General features: G+C 59.9%; 23 protein-coding genes. 10 read left to right on the plus strand and 13 right to left on the minus strand.

Features of this window, described 5'->3' with window-relative positions:
- Positions 1-321: 321 nt before the first annotated feature.
- From E4M07_RS14910 to E4M07_RS14935, 6 genes are read right to left on the minus strand one after another with little or no spacing between them, the layout of a single operon-like run.
- Entirely contained in the window at positions 322-1,713 is a 1,392-nt protein-coding gene (locus tag E4M07_RS14910) for an FAD-dependent oxidoreductase (RefSeq protein WP_136659125.1), read from the minus strand.
- A 3-nt stretch (positions 1,714-1,716) separates the two neighbouring features.
- On the minus strand, positions 1,717-2,577 hold the full coding sequence (locus tag E4M07_RS14915) for an isocitrate lyase/phosphoenolpyruvate mutase family protein (RefSeq protein ID WP_136659126.1): 861 nt from the start codon (positions 2,575-2,577) through the stop codon (positions 1,717-1,719).
- On the minus strand, positions 2,574-3,179 hold the full coding sequence (locus tag E4M07_RS14920; protein ID WP_206057260.1) for a cysteine hydrolase: 606 nt from the start codon (positions 3,177-3,179) through the stop codon (positions 2,574-2,576). Before E4M07_RS14920 ends, E4M07_RS14915 begins: the two co-directional genes overlap by 4 nt.
- A gap of 1 nt (position 3,180) precedes the next feature.
- Positions 3,181-5,256 (minus strand): hydantoinase/oxoprolinase family protein, encoded by a 2,076-nt coding sequence (locus E4M07_RS14925; RefSeq protein ID WP_206057261.1) that lies wholly within the window; start codon positions 5,254-5,256, stop codon positions 3,181-3,183.
- Entirely contained in the window at positions 5,235-6,929 is a 1,695-nt protein-coding gene (locus tag E4M07_RS14930) for a hydantoinase B/oxoprolinase family protein (protein ID WP_136659128.1), read from the minus strand. Before E4M07_RS14930 ends, E4M07_RS14925 begins: the two co-directional genes overlap by 22 nt.
- Positions 6,926-7,486 (minus strand): tautomerase family protein, encoded by a 561-nt coding sequence (locus tag E4M07_RS14935; protein ID WP_136659129.1) that lies wholly within the window; start codon positions 7,484-7,486, stop codon positions 6,926-6,928. The genes E4M07_RS14930 and E4M07_RS14935 overlap by 4 nt, the downstream gene beginning before the upstream one ends.
- 143 nt (positions 7,487-7,629) lie before the next feature.
- On the opposite strand from E4M07_RS14935, the gene E4M07_RS14940 reads away from it, so the two are divergent.
- The 6 genes from E4M07_RS14940 to E4M07_RS14965 all read left to right on the plus strand — a co-directional run bounded on the left by E4M07_RS14940 (position 7,630) and on the right by E4M07_RS14965 (position 13,390).
- On the plus strand, positions 7,630-8,424 hold the full coding sequence (locus E4M07_RS14940; RefSeq protein ID WP_136659130.1) for a GntR family transcriptional regulator: 795 nt from the start codon (positions 7,630-7,632) through the stop codon (positions 8,422-8,424).
- Positions 8,421-9,815, plus strand: coding sequence for a 3-isopropylmalate dehydratase large subunit (gene leuC / locus E4M07_RS14945; RefSeq protein ID WP_136659131.1), 1,395 nt, complete (start codon positions 8,421-8,423; stop codon positions 9,813-9,815). The genes E4M07_RS14940 and leuC overlap by 4 nt, the downstream gene beginning before the upstream one ends.
- Positions 9,812-10,429, plus strand: a complete 618-nt coding sequence (leuD, locus tag E4M07_RS14950; protein WP_136659132.1) for a 3-isopropylmalate dehydratase small subunit — start codon at positions 9,812-9,814, stop codon at positions 10,427-10,429. The genes leuC and leuD overlap by 4 nt, the downstream gene beginning before the upstream one ends.
- A gap of 68 nt (positions 10,430-10,497) precedes the next feature.
- Complete coding sequence (gene dctP, locus E4M07_RS14955) at positions 10,498-11,511, plus strand: TRAP transporter substrate-binding protein DctP (RefSeq protein ID WP_136659133.1); 1,014 nt, start codon at positions 10,498-10,500, stop codon at positions 11,509-11,511.
- Between the two features lie 62 nt (positions 11,512-11,573).
- The gene (locus E4M07_RS14960) at positions 11,574-12,080 is read left to right on the plus strand and encodes a TRAP transporter small permease (RefSeq protein ID WP_136659134.1); all 507 of its coding nucleotides are present in this window, start codon (positions 11,574-11,576) and stop codon (positions 12,078-12,080) included.
- On the plus strand, positions 12,080-13,390 hold the full coding sequence (locus tag E4M07_RS14965; RefSeq protein WP_136659135.1) for a TRAP transporter large permease: 1,311 nt from the start codon (positions 12,080-12,082) through the stop codon (positions 13,388-13,390). The genes E4M07_RS14960 and E4M07_RS14965 overlap by 1 nt, the downstream gene beginning before the upstream one ends.
- A gap of 262 nt (positions 13,391-13,652) precedes the next feature.
- Here the strand turns inward: E4M07_RS14965 and E4M07_RS14970 are convergent, their stop codons facing one another.
- From E4M07_RS14970 to E4M07_RS14985, 4 genes are all read right to left on the minus strand, one after another.
- On the minus strand, positions 13,653-15,026 hold the full coding sequence (locus tag E4M07_RS14970) for an amidase (RefSeq protein ID WP_136659136.1): 1,374 nt from the start codon (positions 15,024-15,026) through the stop codon (positions 13,653-13,655).
- Positions 15,027-15,149: 123 nt separating this feature from the next.
- Positions 15,150-16,334: an MFS transporter gene (locus E4M07_RS14975; protein WP_136659137.1), complete on the minus strand. Its 1,185-nt coding sequence runs from the start codon at positions 16,332-16,334 to the stop codon at positions 15,150-15,152.
- A gap of 344 nt (positions 16,335-16,678) precedes the next feature.
- Positions 16,679-17,698 (minus strand): NADP-dependent oxidoreductase, encoded by a 1,020-nt coding sequence (locus E4M07_RS14980; RefSeq protein WP_136659138.1) that lies wholly within the window; start codon positions 17,696-17,698, stop codon positions 16,679-16,681.
- A gap of 201 nt (positions 17,699-17,899) precedes the next feature.
- On the minus strand, positions 17,900-18,850 hold the full coding sequence (locus tag E4M07_RS14985) for a haloalkane dehalogenase (protein ID WP_136659139.1): 951 nt from the start codon (positions 18,848-18,850) through the stop codon (positions 17,900-17,902).
- 44 nt (positions 18,851-18,894) lie between these two features.
- Here E4M07_RS14985 and E4M07_RS14990 point away from each other — a divergent pair, with 44 nt between their 5' ends.
- A complete protein-coding gene (locus E4M07_RS14990; RefSeq protein ID WP_206057263.1) occupies positions 18,895-19,860 on the plus strand; it encodes a LysR family transcriptional regulator in 966 nt (321 codons plus the stop codon).
- A gap of 48 nt (positions 19,861-19,908) precedes the next feature.
- Here E4M07_RS14990 and E4M07_RS14995 read toward each other — a convergent pair whose 3' ends face one another.
- Complete coding sequence (locus tag E4M07_RS14995) at positions 19,909-20,892, minus strand: alpha/beta fold hydrolase (RefSeq protein WP_169054227.1); 984 nt, start codon at positions 20,890-20,892, stop codon at positions 19,909-19,911.
- Positions 20,893-21,098: 206 nt separating this feature from the next.
- On the opposite strand from E4M07_RS14995, the gene E4M07_RS15000 reads away from it, so the two are divergent.
- On the plus strand, positions 21,099-21,407 hold the full coding sequence (locus E4M07_RS15000) for a winged helix-turn-helix domain-containing protein (RefSeq protein WP_136659141.1): 309 nt from the start codon (positions 21,099-21,101) through the stop codon (positions 21,405-21,407).
- Positions 21,404-21,805: a VOC family protein gene (locus tag E4M07_RS15005; protein WP_136659142.1), complete on the plus strand. Its 402-nt coding sequence runs from the start codon at positions 21,404-21,406 to the stop codon at positions 21,803-21,805. The genes E4M07_RS15000 and E4M07_RS15005 overlap by 4 nt, the downstream gene beginning before the upstream one ends.
- Before the next feature lie 136 nt (positions 21,806-21,941).
- Here E4M07_RS15005 and E4M07_RS15010 read toward each other — a convergent pair whose 3' ends face one another.
- Both E4M07_RS15010 and E4M07_RS15015 read right to left on the minus strand, forming a co-directional pair.
- The gene (locus E4M07_RS15010; RefSeq protein WP_136659143.1) at positions 21,942-22,928 is read right to left on the minus strand and encodes a GlxA family transcriptional regulator; all 987 of its coding nucleotides are present in this window, start codon (positions 22,926-22,928) and stop codon (positions 21,942-21,944) included.
- A 147-nt stretch (positions 22,929-23,075) separates the two neighbouring features.
- Entirely contained in the window at positions 23,076-23,726 is a 651-nt protein-coding gene (locus E4M07_RS15015; RefSeq protein ID WP_136659144.1) for a TetR/AcrR family transcriptional regulator, read from the minus strand.
- A 675-nt stretch (positions 23,727-24,401) separates the two neighbouring features.
- On the opposite strand from E4M07_RS15015, the gene E4M07_RS15020 reads away from it, so the two are divergent.
- The gene (locus E4M07_RS15020) at positions 24,402-26,024 is read left to right on the plus strand and encodes an alpha/beta fold hydrolase (RefSeq protein WP_136659145.1); all 1,623 of its coding nucleotides are present in this window, start codon (positions 24,402-24,404) and stop codon (positions 26,022-26,024) included.
- Positions 26,025-26,054: the final 30 nt, after the last annotated feature.

A 26,054-nucleotide genomic window follows, 5' to 3' on the forward strand; every position in this document is an offset into this window, starting at 1 on the left:
CTGATCCTTCGCAGATCCAAATTCCAGGCATCGAATCCGGGTGTAAGCGATCCCCGCGGGCCAATTGCCACCGGGCTTGAAGCGACCAGGGGCAATTGAGTTTACCGGGTCGAACGGCAGCGTTAGCCAGCTATCGCCTGCAATTGAAGGCATGGGAGGCGGACTTTAGCCGCGAGCTGCACAAACGACCGCGGTGCGGACATGGCTGCCATTGAAAACTCAATGTGAACGTGGGCTCCGATGCCGGCTCTGTCGAATATCCACGCATTTTTCCTCAACGTGTATTCGCCATTCGCGACTGATGGCACGCCTGAGGCTCCATCAAGCATCAAGTTGCTCCCTAGTTGTCTGCTGCGCGGCACTGCGCCCGGCAATCAGCCCCAGGACCACCGCGGCGAGCAGGCCGTTGCCGGAAAGATATCCGCTGTCACCGCTCCCGGACACGCCGACCGCCGCGCCGCCGGCCGCAAACAGATTGGGAAACACGTCCCCGGACTTCCGGATCACACGCGCGTCGGAAGAGATGCTCAGCCCGCCCTGGGTGTGAAAGAGCGCGCCCGTGACCTTCACCGCGCAATAGGGCGGCGCGAGCGGCGGGCCGCCAAACACACGGCCAATGCTGTCGGCTCCAGCCTGCGGGATCGCACCCAGCGTCTCCGCCAAAGCGCCGGCGGGCAGCCCGCAGATTGTGGACAGTTCATCCAACGTGTCCGACGTCCGGATCGCGCCGGCAGCCTCGGCGTCCTTGAAATCCTGAAACTGTCGCGCGACAGCCGCAATGCGGGCGTCGAAGATCGTCCACGCCACGCCGCCCGGCTGGGCCAGAACCGCCCGTGCCGCCTCCGAGTAGCCTTGGCTTTCGTCCCAGAACCGGCGCCCGTGGACGTCGACCTGAACACCACCCTCGGTGATCACGGCCCATGTGATCAGAATGCTATGCGGCGTCGCGACGTTGCCGTGCCCCTGGTAGGCGCGAAGATGCTGGCAGTCGGCACCGAGCGCCTCGCCCCAGACCACTGCGTCACCCCTGTTTCCGTCGTGACCAAACCAGAGCGCTCCTTCGATTTCAGGCAGGAAACGGGCCACCATTTCGCGATTGCCGCCAAAACCGTTGCAGGCGAGAACGAGGGTCTCGCATCCAATGCGCTCCGGGCCTTCGGGGCTCTCCACTTCGACGCCGGTAATCCGGTTGCCGTCCCGAAACAACGTCTCCGCCCGCCGATTGCAGATGATGTCGATGCCCTGGGCCTCGCAGCTGGCACGCAGGCGGTCGACGAGTTCGCGTCCGGAACGGCTCGGCAGGCCATGCATCCGGCGCCGGGAGTGGCCGGGATAGTCGAAGTTCGTCACGACCGAGAACGGCAGGTCGAAGCGGTCGGCCAACCACTCGATCGTGGGTCCGGCGTTCCGGGCAAGCAGGTCGACCAGGGCCTGCGAGTTTTCGCCCTTGGCCTTGGCCTGAATATCGCCGGCAAACAGTGTAGCATCGTCGCTGATGCCGGCATCGCGCTGGAATCGGGTGCCGGCTGCGGGGATCAGCCCCGCTGAAAGGGCTGTAGAGCCTGATGGCATGGGGTCGGTTTCGACGACCAGGACTTCACCGCCGGCATCGGCAGCCGCCAGTGCCGCCACCATTCCGCTGGCGCCCGCGCCGACAATCAGAACGGGCACGTCCAGATCGAATGGGGATTCTGGCGTTGGGTGTACTCGCATGCCTCAACCGGACTCGTAGCGCTTGCCCAATCTGAGCATCTCGTCTGTCCCGATCCGGTCGTTCAATCCACCGAAGTCGAACATCCGGTCGGCAAACGGCCGATTCGATCCATGGGTGCGCAGACTGGCGTAATATTCGACCGCAGTCCGGGCCAGCGCCCGGACGATGCCGCCGGGAAAGATGACGATGTCGTAGCCCAGAGCCTCCAGATCGGCGGCGCTTTGCAGGGGGGTTGCGCCGCCCTCGACCATGTTGGCCAGCAGCGGCATGCGCGCGCCGAACTGATCGGCAACCCGGCGCAACTCGTCGCCGGACCGCGGGGCCTCGACAAACAGGATGTCGGCACCCGCGGCAACATAGGTCTCGGCACGGGACATCGCCGCCTCAAGACCCTCAACGGCGATCGCGTCGGTCCGGGCGATGATCAGCGTCTCGTCCGATTGGCGCGCATCCGCCATGGCCGCGATCTTGCCGGCCATTTCCCCTGCGGGGATCAGCGACTTGTCGGAAAGATGCCCGCATCGCTTCGGGAAGGTCTGGTCCTCAAGCTGCAGCGCGTTCGCCCCGGCGCGCTCAAAAAGACGCATCGTGCGTTGTGCGTTCAGCGCATTTCCAAATCCGGTGTCGGCGTCGATGATCACGGGCAGCTCCACCCGGTCGCGGATCAGCGCCATCGTTTCTGCCACTTCGCTGACGGACGTCAGCCCGATATCCGGGCGTCCCAGACGGGTGTAGGCCACCGCGGCCCCGGAGAGGTAGAGCGCTTCGAAGCCGGCCTCTGTGGCAAGCGCCGCGGTCAACGCGTCGTAGACACCTGGGGCAATCAGAATATTCGGCTCTTGCAGCCGTGACATCAGATTCATGCCAATTCTTCCAACATGTCGGTGCAGGACCTGATAGTCGTGATCGAACCGAGTGACACCAGCGTCGCTTCGTGCACCTCTGGTTTGAACGCAGCGCACCCGTCCGACATGAGCACGGTGTGGATGTCGCGAAGATGCGCATCGCGCACCGTACTGGCGACGCCGCCATTTGTGACAATGCCGCCTACGATCAGCGTGTCGATGCCAAGCGCACGCAGAATGTGTTCCAGTCGTGTCTGGTAGAAGGCGGAGTAGGCCACCTTCTCGATCGTGTAGTTGGCCGGGGCCAGTTCCTCGACGAGTGCATGTCCAAAGGCGCCCGGCGCGAAGTCACCCTTGCCAAGGAACGGCCGCAGTTTTTTGAGATGCGGCGCGATCAACGGTTCGCCGCCAGGGCCGGGAACGAGCGTGAATTGGGCACTGATATAGGTGCCGCCCTTTGCGTGCAGCGCGTCGACAAATGGCCGGATTCGCGCCGGCAGGGCCGAGATCGCTTCGGAGGTTTGTCCTGCCCGGCCATAGGCACCTTCAGGGTGCAGAAAATCATTCTGAAGATCGATGGTCAGGAGCGCGGTGCGCTGTGGGTCAATCGTCTGGGTCATCTCAGTCCTCGTCCGGCTCGACAATCGTGTTACCGTAGCGATCGACCCGTCCTGTCAGGCCGGGGTCGATCAGGACGGTTGTGTCTGGCTGGACCAGTATGGCCGGTCCGGGAATCTCTGCACCGACCGGCAGGGCGAGGCGGTTATAAATCGCGGTGTCGTGCCAGGCATTGTCGAAGTGAACCTTGCGCGTACCCAATCGCGCCTGCTCGACACTCCCGCTCAGAGGGACCAGGGCGGTCAGGTCGAATTTTGGCCGTCGGCCGATGACCGCCGTTCGCAGGTTCATCACACGTCGCGCACCATTCTTGAGCAGCCGGCCGTAGGTCGCTTGATAAGCGGCGTCGAAGGCAGCCTCGATCTCCGAAATCGTGGTCGCCTGAACCCGGCCATCTTTCACCGCCACGGGGAATGGCACAGCCACGGTGTGCGTCTGACCGACATAGGCCATGTCGAGCTCGAACACCGTGTCTCTGGCGTCGAACCGGGATTGTGCCGCGTCCAGCATGGCAAGCCCGTCGTCGACATGACGCTGCATGACCTCGCGCAGGTCCGCAACGTCGAGGCCGCCGGTCATCGCATTGATCGTCTGCACAAAATCCTGCCGCATGTCGGCGATCACGCAGCCCATCGCGCTGGTCACACCCGGATATCTCGGCACGATTGCGCGGCCGATGCCCACCTCTTTAAGCATCGCGCCAGTGTGCAGCGCGCCGCCACCGCCAAACGGCATGAATGCGAACCGCTTGGGGTCGAAGCCGCGTTCGATGCTTACCAGCCGGATAGCCCCGGCCATGCGCGAGTTGGCGACCCGCAGGATCGCCTCTGCAGCCTCGGTCGTTGTCAGGCCCAGTTTGCCGCCGACATGGACGTCGATCGACTTCGCAGCCGCTTCTACGTCAAGCCGGTCGAGCGTGCCACCGATCGGGCTGTCCGGATCGATCCGCCCGAGAACGACATTGGCGTCGGTAACTGTCGGCCGCGTGTTGCCCTGCCCATAGGCAACAGGGCCTGGCACTGAGCCCGCACTTTCCGGGCCAATGTTCAAAAGGCCGCCCTTGTCCACCCAAGCAATCGATCCACCGCCTGCGCCGATCGTCGTGATCTCGATCATCGGGGTGCGGACAACCATGCCGAAATCGATCGAGGTCTGCGGCGACAGCATGGACTGCCCGTCGGCGATCAGCGCGACATCGAAACTGGTGCCGCCCATGTCTCCGGTGATCACATTGTCGAAGCCCACCGATTGCGCGATGTGCCCGGCCGCGATAACCCCGGCTGCCGGGCCCGACAGCGCGGTGCGCACCGGCAAGCGGCATGCAGTGTCAGTGCCCATGACACCGCCGTTCGACTGGACGATCAAGAATTCGCCGCCAAAGCCCGAATCGTTCAGCGCCGCATCGAGCCGGTTGATATAGCCGGACAGTTCGGGCTGGAGATAGGCATTGAGCGCAGTGGTGGAGAACCGCTCGAACTCCCGGATCTCGGGCAGGATCTCAGCCGACGCGCTGACGTGGGTATTGGGCCAAAGATCGCGCACGAGCGCAACGGCCTTCTCCTCGTTTTCCGGATTCGCATAGGCGTTTGCAAAAAGGATCGCAACGGCAAGACAATTCTTGTCCAGAAGCTCCGCGGCTGCCGCCCGCACCGCATCCAGATCGACCGGCGTGCGGATCGTGCCGTCTGCCAAGGTGCGTTCGGGCACTTCGAGCCGCAGATCGCGCGGTACGACAGGATCGAAATCCCCGCGCAGGCCCCACGTACGCGGCCGATCCCGGCGGCGCATCTCCAGTACATCGCGCAGACCTTCCGTCGTAATGATCCCGATCTTTGCCCCCTTACGCTCCAAGAGTGCATTGGTGCCGGCCGTGGTCCCGTGTATGACGGTGCCGACCGTCGAAAGCGCATCCACCTGGCGCGAGATCCCGGCGAGAAATCCGCCGGACTGATCCGGACGCGTGGTGGGCACCTTGGCAACCTCGGCGGTTCCCGTGGCTTCGTCGAGCACGAAGACGTCCGTGAACGTCCCACCAACATCAACGCCGATCATCCGCGTCATTGCGCCGCCTCTTGCCATTCGGGTCCATAGGTCTGTGTCGCGGCTTCCGGAGACAGATAGCCGAGCGCCACATCCCGTGCGATCGCTTCGGGCGAACGGTCGGCCGCATGGCCATAGCCCCCGCCACCCGGCGTCTCCAGGCGGACGGCCTGGCCTCGAACCAGCTTGATGCCAAGCATCTTCGATGCAAGCAACGGCTGGTGCCAGCCGTCAGCCTGCTCGTAGCGGAATTCATTCATCGCAGCGGTCTCACCGCCGGCGACTCCCTGCGGGGGGAACCGCCCACGCTCCCCAAACAAGAATGCCTCGGCCTTCTCTTCGAGCAATTCAATCTCGTAGACAGCGCCCAATCCGCCGCGATGCCGGCCCGCTCCGGCGCTGTCTGGTCTCAGTGCCCATTGCCGGAACATCACCGGATAGGCCGCCTCGAGAATCTCCATCGGCGGGATCGTGGCCGTCGAGATCGGGGCATTGCCATGATTCAACCCGTTGGTTTCGATGCTGCCGCCATGGCCACCACCGTAGAAGCTGAACATCACCCAGGGCTGGCCGTTGGCGCGTTTGCCCGCGATCGACAAGGCATTGATGGTCCCGTAGGCGTTGGCCACGGCACGATCAGGGGCCGCTTGCGCCGCGGCAGAGAAGATCACGTCGATCATCCGCAAAATCGTCTCGGTGTAACCGCCAACGGGGGCCGGGAATTCCGCCGACAGAAGCGAACCGTCCGGAACGCGAACGTCAATGGGCCGCATGACGCCGGCATTGGCGGGCAGGTCCGGAAAGATGTGCTTGATCGCAACATAGGCCGTTGCGACAGCGGTTGGCAGCGCGATGTTCACCGGGCCGGCGGTTACCGGTGCCGTGCCCTCGAAGTCCAGGACCATCCGGTCGCCGTCTATTTCCAGCGCGACCCGAATCGGCAGCGCCGTGTCGGTGATCCCGTCATTATCCAGATAGTCCTCGGCCTCCCAGCGGCCGTCGGGCAAACCAGTCAGCTCGGTCCTCATCAGTGTCTCGGCCCGGTCGCCCAGGGCATCGAGGGCGGCTCTGACTGTGCCGGCACCATATTCGTCCAGCAGTTCGTCAAGGCGCTTCACCCCAAGATCGAGAGCCCCGAGCTGGCCATTCAGATCGCCCATGGCTGACTGCGGCAGCCGGGTGTTGCGCATCAAGATGTCGATGATGTCCTGCTGGACCACGCCCCCGCGCGCCAGCTTGACGGGCGGCAAAACGAACGCCTCCTGAAAGGCTTCTGTCGCCGAAGGGTTATAGTTGCCGGGCACCGCGCCGCCGACATCGTGCCAGTGGCCGACACTCGCGAGATAACAGAACAGTACGCCATCTCGAAAGTACGGTCGCACCAGCCGCATATCGGACAGATGCGTCCCGCCAAGATGCGCGTCGTTGAAGATGTAGATATCGCCATCGGTGAGGTCCCCGGCATCAGCCGCCTTGTCGATCACAGCCTTGACGGCAAATGACATCACGCCAACAAAAATCGGAAGGCCGGACTTGCCCTGAACCAGCGTGTCGCCCGTAGCGGAGTGGTAGAGCCCATGCGAGGCGTCGTGTGCCTCGGCGATGATCGGGTTGAACGCGGCCCGAAACAGGGTCGCGTCCATTTCGTCGGCGATTTGCTCCATTCGGCCCGCCAGGACGGCGAGGGTAATCGAGTCGATCGCTTCGGTCATTGCGCACGCACCTCGGCAATATCATTCCAGACGTCCTGACGGGCGATCTTGCCGCCGACCACTTCAAACCTGTCGATGAACCGAATTCCGTCGAAGGCCGCACCGTCCAGCCACTCTCCTGCGAGGGTTCCGCGGGCATAGACGATCGCGGCTCCGCCGCTGTGAAAAGCCTCGACCGCTTCGTAGGTCTTTTTCACAAAGCGGTACCGGGATCTAGACCAGTTAGTGAGTTCCGTGAGAGCGGTCATAGGCGCAGTTCCGGGGAACACCATCTCGAAACCGTCGCCAAGCATGGCCTCGGCGCGTTCAAGCTCCCGCGCTTCCATGGCCTCCAGATAATCGAGGACCAACCGGTCCGGTTTCGGCAGTGCCGGCGCCGGCGCCCTGTGTACGCCACCGCGGGCATAGGCCTCCCCGGGGTATTCATGGAGCATGACGGTGATCGCCACGTCCGGCGCGGGAACGACAAGCCGGACGGCATCTGTCAGGGCCGCAGTCAGGCGGGTTTTCTCCTCCGGCGCATAGCCCTCGAGTATATGCGCCTCGACGATCGGCATTCTCTTTCTCCCAAAATCTGTGCTTTTCATATAACAGGTTTTGGGATATGAAAAGATCAAAATCCCTACCGAAGAAATATCAGGTAGGCTTGACCACAGGTGTCGACTCTAGGTTCGGGGCACTTGACAGGAGACGTGCAGCGGTGACCATTCACACGCAGACGGCGCTACCCGAAGGCGGCAAGGCCCGCCGCGTGTACCTGTTGTTGCGCGATGACATTTCCAATGATCGGTTTGCGGAGGGCTCGCTTCTGCCCGGCGAGAATCGCCTCGCCGACAACTATGGCGTAAGCCGCGTTACCATCCGGCGCGCACTCGATGCGCTGGCTGCCGACGGCTGGATCGAGAAGCGAACCGGCGCCGGCTCCGTGGTCGTTCCACGCAGCGGGTCGGATTCCAAAATCGCAGCCAACTTCGCCACACTGATCCCGCAGTTGGTCGAGTTCGACAAGCGAACAACCGCACGACTGCTGTCGTTTTCATACGACCGGGCACCTTCGGCAGTTGCCAGATCACTCGGCCTGCCAGAGGACGGCAAGGTCCAGACCGCCGTGCGCGTGCGCCTGTCGGACGGGCAGGCGTTTTCCCACCTGACCACCCACGTCCCGGAGGACATCGCGCGCAGTTACGATGAGGCGGACCTGGCGACGCAACCGCTCTTTCGTCTGCTCGAACGCAGCGGGGTAAAGGTCGAGGGTGCACACCAGTCCGTGACGGCAACGCTCGCGACGCCTGATGTGGCAGATGCGCTTGGCATTTCGGTCGGGTCGGCCCTCCTGGCCTTGCGCCGGGTGGTGCGCGATTCCGATGGCCGGGGCGTCGAGCACCTGTCGGCACTATACCGGCCGGACCTGTTTCGCCTGGAGATGACGCTGAACCGCGTCGGCGCCGGCGAGGCCCGCCACTGGGAACCGGTGATCGGAGCGCAGGACGAATGAAAACCCTGCTCGACAAGCTCTGGGACGCCCACGAAATCCATCGCCGCGACGACGGCGCGTCGCTGATGTGGGTCGATCGCCATTTCGTGCACGAAGGCTCTCACCATGCCTTTGCCAAGCTTGCCGGGCGTGGAGGCTCGGTGGCCGAGCCGGGCCTTACCTTCGGCGTCGTCGACCACTACGCGCCGACGCGCGGACCGGCCGCGAGCCCGGAGATCGCCCGGATGATCGAAACGCTCGAGAAGAACACGCGCGATCACGGCATCACCTGTTTTGGCCTGAACGACGCGCGGCAGGGTATCGTGCACGTCATCGGGCCCGAGCAGGGCCTGACCTTGCCGGGTCTGCTCATCAACTGCGGCGACAGCCATACCTCGACCCATGGCGCTTTCGGCGCCCTTGCCTTCGGGATCGGCGCCACAGAGGTTGCTCATGTTCTGGCAACCCAAACGGTCTGGCAAAAGAGGCCGAAGAGCATGCGGATCACCGTTACCGGCCGCCTTGCACCGGGCGTCGGCGCCAAGGACCTCGCGTTGGCCTGGATCGCAAAGCTCGGGGCGCATGGTGCGCAAGGGCATGCCATCGAATATGCCGGCGACACGGTGCGCGGCCTGACGATGGAAGGGCGGATGACGCTCTGCAATCTGTCGATCGAGGGCGGCGGGCGCTTCGGTATGATCGCGCCCGACAAGACGACTTTTGACTATGTCAGCGGCCGCCCCTTCGCGCCCAGTGACGAAGACCTCGATCGCGCTGTCGGCGAATGGCAGGCGCTTGCCTCGGACACCGACGCGGCCTTCGACACGGAGGTCACGCTTCAGGCTTCCGATATCGCCCCGATCGTGACCTGGGGCACATCGCCGGAGGACGCATTACCCGTCACCGGCACCGTGCCGGACCCGTCGCGCCTTTCCGGGCCCAAAGCGGACCGTGTCCGCACAGCGCTTGACTATATGGGATTGGTTCCGGGCCGTGCGCTGGTTGACGTCGAGATCGATCAGGTATTCATAGGCTCCTGCACCAACGCCCGGATCGAGGACCTGCGTGCGGCGGCGGCCGTCCTGTCGGGACGCCGGGCAAAGGTGCCCGGCCTTGTCTCGCCCGGCTCACGTCTTGTCCAGGCACAGGCCGAGGCCGAAGGTCTCGACAAAATCTTCACTGAAGCGGGCCTCGACTGGGTCGGGCCGGGCTGCTCGATGTGCGTGGCCATGAACGGCGATCGTGTCGAACCGGGCAAGCGTTGCGCCTCGACGACCAATCGCAATTTCCGCGGCCGGCAGGGCCGCGGCGCCCGCACGCATCTCATGTCGCCCGCCATGGTCGCGGCAGCCGCTGTCACCGGCCGCCTGACCGACGTGCGCCCGATGCTCGGCAGCGAGGCCGCGGCATGAGCGGCTGGACCCGACACACCGGCAAGGCCGTCGCGCTCGATCTTGAGAGTGTCGATACCGATCAGCTGCTCACGGCCCGTTTCATGACTACACCGCGCGCCGAGGGCTACGGCCGGTATCTGCTTTACGACCTGCGTTACAACAGTGCTGAGCAGCCGGTTCCCGACTTCCCGCTCAATCGTGTCCCTGACGCCAGCGTTCTCGTGGCACGACGCAATTTCGGCGGTGGCTCCTCGCGAGAAGCCGCCGTCTATGCGCTCGTCGACTTTGGCATTCGCACCGTGATTGCGCCCAGTTTCGGCGACATTTTTGCGTCGAACGCCGTGAACAACGGGCTGTTGCCGGCGCGGGTCGATGAGGCCGAAATCGATGCTCTGATCGACGAACTCAGAGGCGACGCGGCCCATGTGACGGTTGAGCTGGAGCACGGCGAGATCGAGATCGGGTCACGAAAGCTTGCCTTCACACTGGACACCGCCTGGCGCCAGAAACTGATCAATGGTTGGGACGATATCGACCTGACCGGACACCATCACCCGGCAATCGCACGATACCGGGCCCGGCGCGCCAAGGCGCAGCCGTGGGCATTTCCAGCGGGGAAAGCCGCCGGATGACTATCGGGCGCATCGCCCGCAAAAGCGAAAGCCAGGGCACTGGCACTTGGGATAGGAGGAATTAACCCATGAAAATGCAAATCGCCGCCGGTATCATCGCCGGTTCCATGACGATCGGGGCCGTGGCCCAGGCCGAAGAGGTCATCACGGCCGTTCATGCCTTTCCCGAAACCCTGATCTACACGAAAAGCTTCCTGTCGTTTGTCGACAAGGTGAACGAAGCAGGCAAGGGTGTTGTCCAGATCGAGGTTCGCGGCGGACCCGAAGCGATCGGCATGTTCCAGCAGCCTGACGCTGTGCGCGACGGGATTGTCGATTTGGTTTACACGCCGGGGTCCTTCTATGGCGGCGCGCTGCCCGAGAAGGACGCCCTCGTTGCCTCCAACCTCACGGCGATTGAAACCCGCAAGAACGGCGGGATCGATTTGATCGACGAGATCCATCAGGAGAAGATGGGCCTGAAATACCTCGGCTGGTTCGACAGCGGTGTCTGCTACAACCTTTGGACCCGGAACGAGCCGAGCTTCGATGCCGATGGCAACCTCGAAGTCGATGGCCTCAAGCTGCGCGGCAATGCCGTCTACAACGCCTTCTTCACCAATCATCTCGGCGCGCAGGTGATCGACCTGCCGACCGGTGAGGTCTACGCCGCCCTTCAGCGCGGTGTCGTTGATGCCACCGGCTGGACGCAAATCGGGCTGATCGACCTGAAATGGAACGAGTTCCTGAATTACCGGATCGAGCCCTGCTTTTTCTCAACCGACCTCGGCGTGATCGTCAATCTCGACCGCTGGAACGCATTGAGCCCAGAGGCCCAGAAGATCGTTCAGGACGTGGCGATCCAGCACGAGATCGACAGCGTGAACGCGTTGCGTGCCAAGCGTGACGAGGACTTCGCCGCACTCGACGCGCAAGGCATGAATGTCGTGTCGCTAGAGGGCGAGGCCAAGGCCAATTACCTGCTCGCCGCCCGCGAAAAGAACTGGGAGCGGATGAAGGGTTTGATGGCCGAACATGCCATGGGCACTGCAAACTATGATCGCCTGATCGAGCTGTTCTACGATCCAGACGCTGACAAGTAAGCTACACCAACCTTATCCCCGGGGCAGTGATGTCCCGGGGTTCTTCAATCTCCGGTTCGACCATGCGCATTCTGATCCGCGCCTACGACGCGCTGCTTTACTCCATGGCTTTGATCGCAGCGGCAACGCTGGTCTGGCTGATGGTGTCCGTCGTGCTGTCGGTGGCGATGCGAAACTTCGGGATCCAGCCATGGGCCTGGCTTTTCACATCCGCTGAATATGGCCTTCTCTACATGACGATGCTGGGGGCACCTTGGCTCGTGCGCGAGAAGGGGCACGTGCACATCGAACTGGTGACCGCTGCACTGCCGCCGTATCTGCGCCGGATTGTCAGCCGGACGGTCGCCGCCGCATGCGTCCTGGTTTCGCTTATCCTTGCCTGGTACGGGCTGGAACTGTTCCTGACCAACATTGAACGCAGCGATTATGACGTGCGGGCGTACTTTTATCCGCGCTGGCTGTTGACGATCACGTTCCCCATCGCGTTCTCGCTGATGGCGGTGGAGTTTGCCCGTTTCGTCTTCGGCCCCAACCTGATGCATTCCGGCGAGGCGGGGATTCACGAATAATGGAGTGGTACGAGGCCCTCGCGCTGCTGATCGGCAGCATCATGTTCCTGATGGCCATGGGGATGCCCGTGGCGCTGGCGTTCCTGGCGGCCAACATTATCGGCGCCTGGATCTTCATGGGCGGCGAGCGCGGCATCGTCGCACTCCTGAACAATGGCTGGGGCGCACTGACGAAGTTTGCTCTGGTACCTATCCCGCTCTTCCTGCTGATGGGCGAGATCTTCTTCCACACCGGCCTGGGCGGGCGCATGTTCTCCGCAATCGACAAGCTGCTTGGCAGGCTGCCTGGCCGGTTGAGCTATGTGACCGTGCTCGGCGGCACCGGGTTCTCCACCCTGTCGGGCTCCTCCATGGGCTCGACCGCGCTGCTCGGTTCGCTGATGGTCCCGGAAATGTCGAATCGCGGATATAAGCGCTACATGTCGATTGGCCCGATCCTCGGCACCGGGGGTCTCGCCATCATCATCCCGCCCTCTGCGCTGGCGGTGCTGCTGGCCACACTGGCGCAAATCGACGTCGGCGCGCTGCTTATCGCCGGCATCATTCCCGGCCTGATCCTGGCCGCGCTCTATATCGGCACCATCTTTCTGCAGACCCGGCTCGATCCGAGCGCCGCACCGGCCTACGAAGTGCCGCCGCATTCCATTGCCGAGAAGATCAAACTCCTGACGACCGACGTTGTTCCGATGATCGGGCTGATGGTGGTGATCGTCGTGATGATGATCAACGGTATCGTCACCCCATCGGAGGCCGCCGCCTTCGGCGCGCTCGGTGTCCTGATCCTGGCACTCATCTATCGCTGCCTGACCTGGCAGGCGATCAAGGCCTCTATTCGCGGTGCTTTGAGGGTGACACTGATGGCCTATCTGATCGTCTTCGGGTCGGCGACCTTCAGCCAGCTTCTGGCCTTCTCCGGCGCCTCGCGCGGGCTGATCAATTGGGCAACCGGCTTCGATTTTGACCCAATCTTCATGCTGCTCATCATGTTTGGTGTGCTGCTGATCCTCGGTATGTTCATGGAGCAGATCTCGATGATGCTGCTGACCGTGCCGATTTTCTTCCCGCTGGCCATCAGCCTCGGCTTCGACCCGATCTGGTTCGGCCTGATCATGCTGCTTGCGCTGGAGATCAGTTTCACCACACCTCCTTTCGGGCTGCTCCTTTTCGTCATGAAGGGCGTGGCACCCCCCGACACGACGATGCGCGAGATCTATCTCTCGGCGATTCCCTTCATCATCTGCTCGCTGTTCCTGGTCGCGCTTCTTATCATGTTCCCGCCGATCGCCATATGGTTGCCGCAGGTAGGCTAGGGCGTTTGAGGCGTATGCCACGATGTGTCCAGTTCTGGCGAGCAGCAGCCCTGAATATCTGGATTGCCGCCAGTTACTGACTGGCTATGTGCTTTGCCCCTAAGCCGCTTTGGATCAATGCCGGAAGTAGCCGAAGGTCTGTTCAAGGCTCTGAGCAACCGTTCGCCGCGCGTTTGCCGCCAGCTGCGCAAACGACCGCGGCGCGGACAATGCGGACATATAGTCATTATTTATTGCGAAGCCCGGTTTTAATTTGCATGCTTTAAAGCGGTGGCTGCTGCCAGCCACCGAATCTGTCTTCCAACTGCTTTGCCACGGCGAGCACCAGGTCCTCACGCCAGGGTTTGGCCGCGACCTGAACGCCTATCGGAAGCCCTTCGGGTGAAGTGCCGCAACGCACGACCGCAACGGGCCAACCCAGCAGATTGTAGAAGTATGAATAGTCGAGCGGCGATGTGTCATCGTGAAGTGTAGCGGGCGTCGCGCAAACCGGGCTGAGGACGACGTCATAGCGTTCGAGGAATGCCAGGCAGTCACTTCGAAGTCTGTTCCACTCGGTCAACGTGTCGAAATATTGCTTGGTCGACATCGCTTCACGTCCCTGCGTCCACTCAAGCAGAGGATGCATTTCTTCCGTGCCGAGCCTGGCCAATAGCTCAACGATGCCACGCCCGCCGTCGGCTAGCACCAGACGCATCCAAAGATCGGGCGATGTCTCAATACCGGGCGGGCGGTCTTCGATGACGGACGCCACCATATCTTTCAGGGACGAAGCCGCTGCATTCAGTGTTGCTGCCGTTTCTGTTGTGGGCGCTGTAATACCGTTGTCGGTGTAGTGAGCTACGCGCAATTTTTCGAGCGCCACTTCGTCCGGATTGCCGAGTGGTGCGGGAACAACCATCGGGTCACGTCCATCAGCCCCGGATATCAGCTTCAGGATAAGTCCCAGGTCTTCGACTTTGCGGGTCATTGGACCAACCGCAATGAAAGCTTCAGAAGCACCGGTTTCCAAAAAGGGAATATGACCAGTCCGAGGCACGCGCCCGCTTGTCGGCTTGAGCCCGGCGATGCCGCAGAAGTGTGCGGGCATGCGAATGCTCCCTCCGTAGTCGGTTCCGATGTCAAATGTCGCGCCACCGGCCGCAACAAGGGCCGCCGCCCCACCGCTGCTTCCGGCGGGGCTGCGCGCAACATCGTACGGATTGTTTGTGCGCCCGAACACATGATTGTCCGTGACAAATTTCAAGGTGATTTCGGGCGTGTTGGACTTTCCCAGAAGAATGGCGCCAGCCGATTTCAACCGGGCAACAACCGTTGCGTCTTTGTCCGGTATATTGGCAATCAAGCCTCTTGTGCCGGCGGTTGTGACCAGACCCTCAGTTTCGAGAGAGTCCTTGATGGTGATCGGAATGCCATGCAGTGGCCCTCGTATTTTTCCGCGAGCCAATGCGTCATCAGCGGCTCTGGCATCGTCAAGCGCCGCATCGAGCCTCAAAGTTGCCGCTGCGTTCAGCTTGGTGTTGATTTCGCTAATTCGATCGCAATAGGCGCGCGTCAGTTCGAAACACGAAATTTCGCGCCGGGAGATCATTCCGGCCAGTTTCGTTGCCGAATGAAAAGTCAGGTCCTGCTGCACGGCCTTCTTCCAACCAAAGTTGCACCAGTGACCAGTCTACACCAGCAACCAAGCTCTGTGAAAAATGGACAACGTGTAGCGTTCGCTTTGAGCAGGTCTTGAGTGATGTGGTCGGTACCCGGGTCAGCCGGGGTGCGCGCGCGGTCCGGTCCGGCGCAGCAGCAGCGCACAGCCCGCGCAGATCGCCGCACACACCAGCACCACCGGAATGGCGCCATGCCACGCGCCGCTCCAGGCGACGAGAGCAGCTCCGATTGGCGGTCCGACCAGCTGGCCGATGGCCGCGCCCTGCATGACAATGCCGCTGACCGTCGCAATGACGGTGCGATCCGGCGCATGGTCGGGAATCAGTGCGAACAGTGAACTCGGGATCAATCCCGTACAAATGAACAATCCGCCGGCGGCAACGGTTCGCAAGAGGCCTGAAATACCGTCCAGCAGCACGATCGACCCGCCGATTGCCATGGCCGCACAGCCAACGAGGATCAGTGTCGTGGAGCGGACACCACGATCGTGCAGCCAGCCGGAGAGCAAGTTTCCGGCGGCGTTGCAGAAGACCGCAAATGCCCCGACCACCGCCGCGCCCGACGGCGTGAAACCGTTCAGTTCGATGAGGATCAGCGGCAGGAATCCGGCGACGATGAGGTATTGACCGGCATAGAAGGCGAAGACGGTGCCGAGCAGGACCGGACCCCGGCCGAGAGCATGCCCCAGGCTTTGCCACAAGCGCGGTTTTGCCTCCGGTCGCCGCGCACCCTCTCCAAGGCCGCGCCCCACCCGGTAGACCGGAAGCGCCGCGACAAGGATCAGGACCGAGGTCAGCCACCACAGGACCCGCCAGTCGAAATGCGCCAGGATCAGCCCCGACAGCGCCAGCATGAAACCGGAACCGACCGGCATGTACATGCCCCATAGCGCAAACGACGTCTTCATGTGCCGTTCGGAGACGGCGTGCAGGATGAGACCGGGCATTGAGGTGGTGGTCAGCAAAAAGCCGAGACCCTCGAACACCCGTGTCGCCAGCAGCGCCGTGCCGCTGTCGACGAACCCGCCCGCAATTCCCGAGAGCGCCGCAAGAACCATACCAAAGATGGCGACCCGGAGGCGTCCGAACTGGTCCGACACGGTTCCGAGAAACACCGCTGTCGCAGCGGCCACCAGATTGAAAATGGCAATGACCCAGCCCGACTGCACCAGGCTCAGCCTGAGCTCGGCCTGCAGGTCCGGCAACGCCGCCGGCACCTTGCCGACCAGCATCGCAACGGCGGCGCCCGCGCCGATCAGGATGGTCACTCGCAGCCAGGTCATGCGGCTTTGTGCACGAAATCGGTTCTCCGAAAGGAATTCAGGTCCGGAACCCGTCTCGGTTAAATGGAATTATCTCCATTTGCAATCATTGAAGCCGCGCGTTAGCGACCCGGTGGGCAAAGCGCCACCGGGTTCGAAGCGGCCAAAGGCCATTAACTTACACGAACGGCACAGCCGCGGTGGCGCCATGCAGCCATCGCCATGCTGCTATCAAAGGCAGGGGAGGGGGAGCGGCTTTCGCCGCGAACTGCACAGACGACTGCGGTGCGGACGTTTGAGACATTCACGCGAATACCGCCGGGGGATTCGGGAGTTTCAGGAATACGCATTATCGCCGGATGAAATTAATGCGGTTCAGCCGATACGCGCAGGACCAATTTACCCCTCACATGTCCTCCCTCCAGTTTTTCGTGTGCTCGGGCGACGTCGTTCAATTCGAAGGGCTCAGTGGGGGGAAGCCGCATTCCACCGGCGTCTACAATATCAACCAATTTTTGCAGTTCCTCGCCAAAACGTGAGTCATCGACGTAAGCCAAGATTTTGGCAGCGCCGCGTTCCTTCGCTTCAGCAATACTCGCTTCGATGTCACCGTCATCCGTCAACGTTGCGATACTGACAAGCTTTCCACCCTGCTTTAGCAGGGCTACGGGATCAGTGAGAGAGCCGGCGCTGATCGCGTCGACTATCAAATCAACGCCATTGGGTGCCCATTTGGCGATTTCGTCGCTGATATTTTGGGTTTTGTAGTCAATTGGAAAATCGGCTCCCAAGGATCTGACATACTCCAAATTGGCACCACTGCAGGTCGTGGCCACGTCCGCGCCAGCCCACTTGGCCAGTTGAACCGCAAAGCTGCCCACACCACCGGAAGCACCGTTAATCAGTATTTTTCGGTTCTCTCCCTTTTCTAGCGCGCCCTTGTCGGCGGCAAACAGTGCCTGCCAAGCCGTGATGCCTGCAACGGGTATCGTGGCCGCAGATTCCAAAGTCATTTCCGGCGGAACCAACGCAACACGCTTCTTGTTGACGACGAGATATTGTGCGTAGGAACCAGGTTTTCCCGCAGTAAATTGATTGGTTCCGGAAACGACCCTGTCACCCTCTGAAAATTCAACAACGTTTTCACCTGTCGCCACTACGATCCCCGAAGCGTCAAGCCCGAGAACCAGTGGAAACGCTCCGTTGGGCAATGCCGACTCAAGGTAACCTGCTCGCATTTTCCAATCGGCGGGATTGACTCCCGCGTATGCCACTTTGACCAGTACGTCATCCGCCTCAAGTTCCGGTATGGGACGTTGTACAATCTCGAATGTTTCCGCACTGCCCCATTGATTTATGACAGCCGCCATCATTGATTTAAGCATGGTTCCGTTCTTCCAAGTGTTGATCTGTAAATCTTGTAGGGTTTGGTCTCCCAAACGGCTGGGCTATCGATCATGGCTGTGCCTCGTGCCGCTGTTTCCGCCGGTGGCTGCTATATCTTTCAGTCGGTTCACGCTGTTTCCTTTCACCAACTTTTGCCAGTGTGGGTGGATTGGCAGTCGACGGGGTGCGCCGGTTTGCCGTCAAACCCGCGCAAGCCACTCGGACAGTGCCTTGCCGATCTCATCGGGATAGTCTTCCTGAACGAAATGCCCGCCTTGCCCAAGGAACACCGTTTCAAGATTCTTCAATGTTTTCCGCAAATGTTCAGCTTGCGCCATCGGAATGATCGCCCCGGGATCAACGTGGAACATCAGCTTTGGAAGTTCGCTCGCCAGCAACCAGTCGTTGTTGGCCACTGCCACCTCGTAAACGTCCGCAGGTTCGCCCGCGATGGGAATTTCGCGTGGCCAATCCAGCAGGATCTTGCGGCTTTCCGGCGTGGGGTAATAGCGGTTGTACTCGGCAATGACCTCGTCCGGGAGTGACCCGTTCGGGCTGCCATGGCGCATAAACTGGTCCAGAAGGATATTCTGGTTCATGATCATTTCTTCGCCGACGCCGGCGGTGTTGACGTTGCGGACGAACTCCGCGAACGATCCTAGGGACTCGTAGCTTTCGTACGGAATGAAGGGCGGTGTCATGGCTTCCATGAAAGCAATGGCCGATATCCGTTCCGGACGCGTGCGCGCATAGTGCCAACCAAGACCAGAACCCCAATCGTGGATGACCAGCACGGCATCGCGAAGATCAAGCGCATCGAGAAACGCAAACATGTATTCCGCAGTTTCGGTGTACGTGTCGGTCAATGCCGGTTTGTCACTGTCGCCCATGCCGATCAAATCCGGCGCAATGGCGCGGTGGCCGGCGGAAACATAAGGAATGATGTTTCGCCATAGGAAGGAAGATGCCGGATTGCCATGCAGGAAAACGACCGGCCGGCCTTCGCCAACATCGACATAGGCAATTTTTTGGCCCTTCACCGTCATAAAGGATTTTTCGGGCACGGTAACCGTAGCGGCTGACGCGGTTGAGACAATTGCTGCCATTGCGGCAACCGAGACGGCATTCTTAAGAAACGATCTGCGGTTCATTTCTATCTCCTTCGTTTGTGTTTTCCAGAATTTATGTTTACTAGTTGAAACATAAACTGCGCACGACTAAACACGGCGTTCCATATTTGAAACACCAAGGTTACCCGATGCGATCAAGCGACTGGGAGATGATGCCATTCTTTCTGGCCGTGGCGCGTGGCGGAAGCTTGCGCGCAGGCGCAGCAATAATGAATGCCAACCATGTCACCGTGAACCGAAATATCCAGGTTCTGGAAGCGAGCTATGGCGTCCAGCTTTTCACCCGCTCCCGGCGCGGATTTAAACTGACCGCGGCCGGCGAGGCGCTATTGCCAATGGCTGAAGAAGCCGAGCGGGTTTTCCTAGGGGCCCGGCGGCGGGTTGAGGGGCTCGACAGAACCGAAGCCGGAACGATCCGGTTTTCGCTTTCCCCGATGATGGCTTTCGACATCGTCGCACCAATTCTGGCGCGCTTTTTTGAAGCCTATCCGGAGATCGACATCGAGTTCCGTTTGACTGACAAAAAAGAAGACATCAACCGGGCCGAAACGGATGTTTCGCTGCGGGTCGCGTTTGAGGTGACTGACGATGTGGTTGCCCGCAAGCTGTATCCTATCGCGATCGGTACCTACGCCAGCAAAAGTTATCTGGAGAACGCTGTATCAAAGGCTGAGTCCGGTGGGGCCGGGCTTTACTGGCTTGGTTGGACCGGGCCGGGCGAAAATACCGAATTGCTTCGCCAGTCGCCATTTCCGTTGGCTGCTGTCCGCCATGCTTCCGATGAAGGTTACATGCATTTGAGCCTGGTCAGACAGGGGTGCGGCATGTCAAAGCTCCCCGTTGTCTACGAGCACCTGTACCCCGATCTGTGTCAGGTTCCTGGTACCGAGATGGAATTGAGTCGCACTCTTTGGATTTTGCTTCACACGGATTTGCGCCGCACAGTCCGCGTTCGAAGGTTTGTGGACTTCCTGGCGGAAGGGTTGCGGGAGTTGCAACCCAAAATGCAAGGGACGCTCTATCAAAAGTGATGCGTTCTGGAATTGTGACGGCATCTGGCTAACCCGGGCGCTTGCCCTTCAGCAGGATTTCGTCCGCTTGGCATTGCCGGAAGCGAACCTGTTCCCGGCATCGATCACGGCTTCGGAAAGCGGGCCATACAACGTGCCATGCAGTGCGCCGGGAATGACGATCAGCTTGGAGGAGGGCATCGCCCGGTGGAGTTTCCACGCTGTCGAAAGCGGCGTGGAGAGGTCGAGCCGGCTGTTGATCAGAACTGCCGGAATGTCTTTCAAGGCCTCGGCCCGTTCCAAAAGAGGAGGATTGAGCCCTGCTAGGTTTCGAAAGTAGTGGGTGACCACTCTTGCAAAGCCGAGGCTGAAGCGCTGATCGGCAAACAGTCCGGGCGTCTCGGCACGAGGGTCGACCGTGAGGACAGCCGCTTCCCAACGGCACCACGCCAGAGCCGCGGCTATCTGGCTTGACGGGTCGCCCGAAACCAGCCTTTCGTAATAGGCGGCGACCATACCCAGCCCCGGTTCGCCTTCCGGCGCCCCTTTCCGAAATTCCTCAAAAGCTTCAGGCAGAAATTCCCCGGCACCGCCATACAAAAGGTCTATTTCGAATTTGCTGGTTGACGTGACGGCCGCCAGAAGCAGGCCGCTGACCCGTGCCGCGTGCGCATGGGCATAGGCTTGTGCCAGTGTCGCACCCCACGACGATCCATAGACGTGCCACCCGTCAACGCCGAGCAGGGTTCGCAGCCGTTCGATATCGTTCAATAGATGCGCCACGGTGTTGGCGTCGAGCGCTTCAAGGGATTCGCCTGCATGGGGCCTGGAACGGCCCGCACCTCTTTGGTCCATTGCCACAATGTGCCAGCGATCCGGGTCGAACAGGCGTGGCATGCGGGGCGAAATGCCATCGCCCGGTCCGCCGTGAAGCAGAAGGATTGCCGGACAGGACGCGTTGCCGAAGGTCTCCCAGTGCACCGAATGACCGTCCTGTTCCGGAAGATATCCGGATCGAAGCGGTCCTGTTTCCGGAAAGAGTGTTGTCGCCACATTCACCTCCTGAATTCCAGCCTCGCATATCGCTGATCGGATCCGCAACGGGTCCATCATTCGTTTTTCCCGGCTCTGGCGGGCCGTTCGCCGCGAACTGAACAAGTGCCGCATTGGGGTAAATGCTGACAATGTTCAACCCCGGTCTGGTGGCCGCTCTTCGATCAAACTTGACATGCAGTAAAATTACTGCATATCGGTGATCGATGACAGATGAGCAGCTCGATCTCATATTCAAAGCGCTCTCCGACAGTACTCGCCGCCGCATCATCGATCGTTTGAGCCAGCAACCGGCCCAGTCATTGTTCGAGGTATGCGCGGCATCGGTTGCTGAGGATGGCGTTGCATTGTCGCGTCAGACCGTTTCTCAGCATCTCGCCGTCCTGGAGAAGGCTGGATTGATCGAGACAACGTGGAAAGGGCGCACGAAAGCCCATTCGCTGAGTATCAGCGAGGATCATATCGCCGCTGCATCGTGGCTCATGAACTACAAACAAGACGGAGAAAAATCATGAAGATTTATGTGACCAACGTCTTTGTCGATAACCAAGACAAAGCAGAGAAATTCTACACCGAGGTCCTCGGTTTCGATGTGAAAAACAATATTCCCATGGGTGAACATCGTTGGCTGACGGTCGTGTCGGGCGAAGACCCCGACGGCACGGAATTGCTGCTTGAGCCCAGCGAGCATCCCGCCGTTAAGCCCTACAAAGATGCACTGGTTTCCGACGGCATTCCCGCGCACTCTTTTCAGGTGGAGAATCTGGATGCGGAGCGGAAAAGACTTGGCGAGCACGGAGTGACGTTTGTTCAGGAACCGATGAATGCCGGACCAGTTCGCATGGCGGTTTTCGACGATACCTGTGGGAACCTCATTCAGCTTATTGAGATGGTTGACACTTCTCCAGCATGAGCATCGGGTCAGCACGCATAGTCTCTACCCGAGCGGCACACAGCAGCCGTTCGGGCAAACCACAAGATGCTGCTCTGGAACCAGGTCAAAGCCGTGTAATCGACGCATGCTTACTGCTAAACGCCAACACAGAGATTCAGTCTTTTTCGACTCCAAAACGCTTTCTGTATTCCGTCGGTGAAATTCCGAAGACACGTTGCATGGCGCGCCGCATACGTTCGTCATCCTCAAAGCCGGCTCGTTGCGCGATCGTCGCAACGGGAAGTTCGGTGACCTCGAGCAGGTCGCGCGCTGCCGCTATGCGAAACAGTTCTATGGTTTTGGCGGGCGTTCGGCCGGTAGTTGCCCGATAGACCCTGGTGAAATTACGTTCGCTCATTCCTACTTGCTCAGCCAATCGATCGACGCGCAAATCCCGGTTCAAATTGTCCCCGATCCAGGTGTGAAGAGCATCGAACCGACCATCGGCATCATTGATTTGACTGAGAAGCACGGAACTGAACTGAGACTGGCCACCGGAGCGGACCATATACACGACCAATGTTCGTGCCAGACGAACGGCAACCTTTCTCCCCGAATCTTCAGCCACCATGGCAAGAGCCATATCAATGCCCGCGGTCACGCCTGCCGACGTCCATACATTTCCATCCTTTATGAACATACGGTCCGGTTCTACTGTCACATCCGGATGCTGATTTGCCAGTTCGTCGCATGAATACCAATGCGTTACCGCGCGACGGCCATCAAGCAGGCCGCCTGCCGCGAGAACGAACGCGCCCGTGCAAACAGAGCCTATTCGCGCGGCTTGATCGGCCAGATGGAGTGTATTTTCTACAAGCTTCGGATCTTGCGCTGCCGCTTGCGCTCCGAAGCCGCCTGAAATCAGTAGGGTATGGATTTTTCGGTCGCGCCATCGCTCCAAAGGTTCCGTGTCGAGTTCAACTCCTGCATCCGTCAGCTGAACCCCGCCTTTCGCAGACGCAAGCACGATCTCGTATTCTTCGCCTCCAACTCGTCTTGCATCGGCAAAGACCTGCATTGGACCGGTGACGTCCAGCAGTTTGGCGTCCGGAAAAACGACGATAAGAACAACCGGGCGCGATTTGGCGGAAAATGAGGGCATGTGTCGGTTTTGCCAAAAAAACAATTGTTAGTCTATCCACAAGCGACCCGGAGCGTGCGGGCGTTGGCCGCGGCGCCAAAACCACCATGAGAAAACGCCCTCGAAATCGCGATTCCGTTCGGGCGCTCGAGGCTTTGATGGCAAACGTCAATCACCGTGGGACCAGGGTTTCTCGATTGAGGGATCCGTCGGCGCCTCGTTAATGTAGGATGCGATCAGGCGGTCGATTGCGCGGCGGGCCAGCCGGTTATGATCGGGGGAAAAGCCGAGGGTCGCGATATAACTCCAATGCGCATGCATCATGGAGACAACAAGAAATGAAAGCTCCTTGCAAGCAGCGTCATCGAGTTCCGGATGCGTAATTGCCAGTTCATGAAGAATGACCTGACCGAGGGTTTTGTATTTCTCACACAAGCGCTCTTTCAACGACGCTGAGCCTACTGCATAGGCGAACAAAGCGTCATAAGCCTCAAGATTGTCGGGCATGGGATGGTCCTCGGACAGACCAAAGAGAAAATCCAGAAAGAACTTGAGACGCTCGACCTGACGGACTTCCACGATGCCTGCAACCAGGGCGTCCTGATAGACCTGTTGCAGATGGCCGCATAATTCCACCATCAAGGCATCAAGGTCGGAATAGTAGTACCGGACCAATTGGCGGGACAGACCCGCTTCATTTGCGATGCTTTCAAACGAAACCACCTGCAGTCCCTGGGTGGTCAGCAATCGCGTCGCGGCATTCAGGATCTGAGTTTTCTTGTCATGGGTCGGATCGCCTGCGTTTGGATCGGTGTTCATCTATCCCCTCCCGAAAACCCGCGCCGCCCGATTCAATCATAAGAGAAATTCGCGGCCGGGAAATATTAATGAGAGGCATTTTCGGATTGAAAGTGCACAACTTTCAATATCGGCGTCGACTATATTTGCAACCTCTTGATATTGGTGCGTTTATTTCGGTCGTTGCATTGATTTGTCCGGCTATATTTTTCGAAATGCAAAGATCAGGACTGATTGACTCTATCTTCCTGATTTCAATAATATTTAAGCAATCTGATCGCTCGTATTTCGATTGATCATGATGATCAAAACTCGGTTTTGAAACTTAAGACTGGCTTGAACGAAACCTGGGCGGATAACGCAAACGGGCGCCAATTGGCGGAAAATGAGGGCATGTTGTCAGTCTTGCCCAAAAATTTGCTGCTAGTCTATCCACAAGCGACCTGGAGCGTTCGATGCAACCTGGGGGAGGGGTCATGCGATCGCGGACTACAACGGTCTTGGATTGAAGATCATCGGTGCAGGTCAACTGCACCGGGCCAGTGAAGACGCCTTAACGAGAGCGCAGTGGTTTGGATGCGGCGAGATCGCTCGGCGGCTGTGTTTTGGAGGAGGTTGAGGCCCAGTAATCTGGGCCCTTTGGGTCACAAAGGCTGAAGGTACAGCGGGCGGGACAAATTGGGGGAATGTCGGGTAGTGACAGGTTCTCAGCTGAACGCACTCGACCATATCGGTCAGGAGATGCGAGCCGCCTTTTCGCTTCTTTCTCGCAAGGATGCTGAGCGGGCCGTTTCGGCCACGCTGGCGCATTTTGAAGGCGGGTTGGAGTCCGAGTTCGTCAAACGTGATTGCCCGCTTCATTGGGCCGATATTGACCAAGCTGGCCGCTTTATCAGGGGCGGTCGCTGTGGTCTCTTGAGCCGGTCCGCGGATATTGTAGCGCAACCACAAGACGACCCTGTGATTTCCATGATTGTGGCGCTTGCCGCAAGGGAAAGGGCCGTGGCCGGCGACATAATCCCGCTGCCAAAAGAAGACAGGTTCCTGTGGTTTGTTCCGGTCACAGACAGCGCCGCAAAGAGCCCCGCACGAACCAATTTGCGCGGCATCTCGGTTGGCCGGGAGCTCTGCGAACAAATCATGGAAATTTACAACCATCGCGCCAATCTGACACCAGCGGAGAAACGAGCCATTTTCCAGTTGGTTGGTGGGCTGTCCAATCGTCAATCCGCCATCAAGGACGGGGTCAGCGTTGAAACCAAACGGGCGCATACAAAGAACGCCTGCGCCAAGTTGGGATGCGCAGGACAGACCGAGTTGATCAAAAAAGTGCTCGGGCAGTTGGTTCCCCTGGTTGCGATCGGTGACACGGACACGGACACGGCCCGCGTTCGCATCGCCTCGGATTTTGTTGCCCGTCATTTGTCAAATGATGCTCGCCTTACCGTGCAGCTTCTTCCCGATGGCCGGCAGATCCGTATCATCGAGTGCGGCCCGCTCTCGGGGCGACCCATCCTTCTCATCCACGGCATGATGTGGCCGCTCTTTCTCATTGATCTGGGTCGCCACCTTGAAGCGGCGGGCTTGCGGATAATAATGCCCATTCGCCGCGGACATCTCGAACCGGCCTCGGTTCCCTCGCTGTACAGTCAGGGTGACTTCGCGGTGGATTTTCTCGATAGCATCGCCACTTTCATACGCCAGAACTTCAACGAGCCTCCTCCGGTAATCGGCAACTCGTTGGGTGCCGTTCTGGCTGCATCGTTCGCAAACCGGCATCCGGATCTGGTTCCGCAACTCTTCCTTGTTGCAACCAACCTTACCCAGACGAAGGAATCGTCAAGTCCCAGGGCCAGCCGATTCTATGGCGCAATGAACCGGATTTCACAGCGGCGGCAACTTTTTCAGCAAGTTACCTGGGAGTACAGGGATTACTATCGAAATCACAAGACTTGCCGGGACATTCTTCGAAAGCTCTTTGAAGAAAGCAGTGGTGACCTGAGCACCCTGGAAGGACGTTATTCCGGGCGCAACATGTACGAGATATTCTCCGAAAGCTATCAATCCTCCATTGCGGGCATAGCAGAGGATTTCAGTTTCGTCATGCAAAGCTGGCGAAGCGAGCTTGAGAGGTTGAATTGCCCGGTGACCTTCATTCAAGGCACCCATGATCCGCTTACCCGAGTTTCCGATTTCGAGAGCGTACTATCCGGTTCTGGCCGGCGGAAAACGATCGAACTGATCAAAAACGGCGGACATTTCCTGTCGAACTCCCACCCGGAGGAGCTTTGGGGGATCATCAGGAGACAGATCAGATGACGTGTGTTCTTCTCTGTGTTACTTGTTCGC

Source organism: Nitratireductor sp. XY-223 (assembly GCF_004959855.1).
Classification (GTDB): Bacteria; Pseudomonadota; Alphaproteobacteria; order Rhizobiales; family Rhizobiaceae; genus Hoeflea_A.

Coding starts and splice junctions, on each gene's coding strand:
- E4M07_RS14985 (WP_136659139.1), bottom strand. CDS start 18,850: ATGAACCGCAGATCGTTTCTTAAGAATGCCGTCTCGGTTGCCGCAATG.
- leuC (WP_136659131.1), top strand. CDS start 8,421: ATGAAAACCCTGCTCGACAAGCTCTGGGACGCCCACGAAATCCATCGC.
- E4M07_RS14925 (WP_206057261.1), bottom strand. CDS start 5,256: ATGGCAAGAGGCGGCGCAATGACGCGGATGATCGGCGTTGATGTTGGT.
- E4M07_RS14980 (WP_136659138.1), bottom strand. CDS start 17,698: ATGCTTAAATCAATGATGGCGGCTGTCATAAATCAATGGGGCAGTGCG.
- E4M07_RS14965 (WP_136659135.1), top strand. CDS start 12,080: ATGGAGTGGTACGAGGCCCTCGCGCTGCTGATCGGCAGCATCATGTTC.
- E4M07_RS14930 (WP_136659128.1), bottom strand. CDS start 6,929: ATGACCGAAGCGATCGACTCGATTACCCTCGCCGTCCTGGCGGGCCGA.
- E4M07_RS14975 (WP_136659137.1), bottom strand. CDS start 16,334: ATGACCTGGCTGCGAGTGACCATCCTGATCGGCGCGGGCGCCGCCGTT.
- E4M07_RS15005 (WP_136659142.1), top strand. CDS start 21,404: ATGAAGATTTATGTGACCAACGTCTTTGTCGATAACCAAGACAAAGCA.
- E4M07_RS14935 (WP_136659129.1), bottom strand. CDS start 7,486: ATGCCGATCGTCGAGGCGCATATACTCGAGGGCTATGCGCCGGAGGAG.
- E4M07_RS15010 (WP_136659143.1), bottom strand. CDS start 22,928: ATGCCCTCATTTTCCGCCAAATCGCGCCCGGTTGTTCTTATCGTCGTT.
- E4M07_RS15015 (WP_136659144.1), bottom strand. CDS start 23,726: ATGAACACCGATCCAAACGCAGGCGATCCGACCCATGACAAGAAAACT.
- dctP (WP_136659133.1), top strand. CDS start 10,498: ATGAAAATGCAAATCGCCGCCGGTATCATCGCCGGTTCCATGACGATC.
- E4M07_RS14960 (WP_136659134.1), top strand. CDS start 11,574: ATGCGCATTCTGATCCGCGCCTACGACGCGCTGCTTTACTCCATGGCT.
- leuD (WP_136659132.1), top strand. CDS start 9,812: ATGAGCGGCTGGACCCGACACACCGGCAAGGCCGTCGCGCTCGATCTT.
- E4M07_RS14915 (WP_136659126.1), bottom strand. CDS start 2,577: ATGAATCTGATGTCACGGCTGCAAGAGCCGAATATTCTGATTGCCCCA.
- E4M07_RS14910 (WP_136659125.1), bottom strand. CDS start 1,713: ATGCGAGTACACCCAACGCCAGAATCCCCATTCGATCTGGACGTGCCC.
- E4M07_RS15000 (WP_136659141.1), top strand. CDS start 21,099: ATGACAGATGAGCAGCTCGATCTCATATTCAAAGCGCTCTCCGACAGT.
- E4M07_RS14920 (WP_206057260.1), bottom strand. CDS start 3,179: ATGACCCAGACGATTGACCCACAGCGCACCGCGCTCCTGACCATCGAT.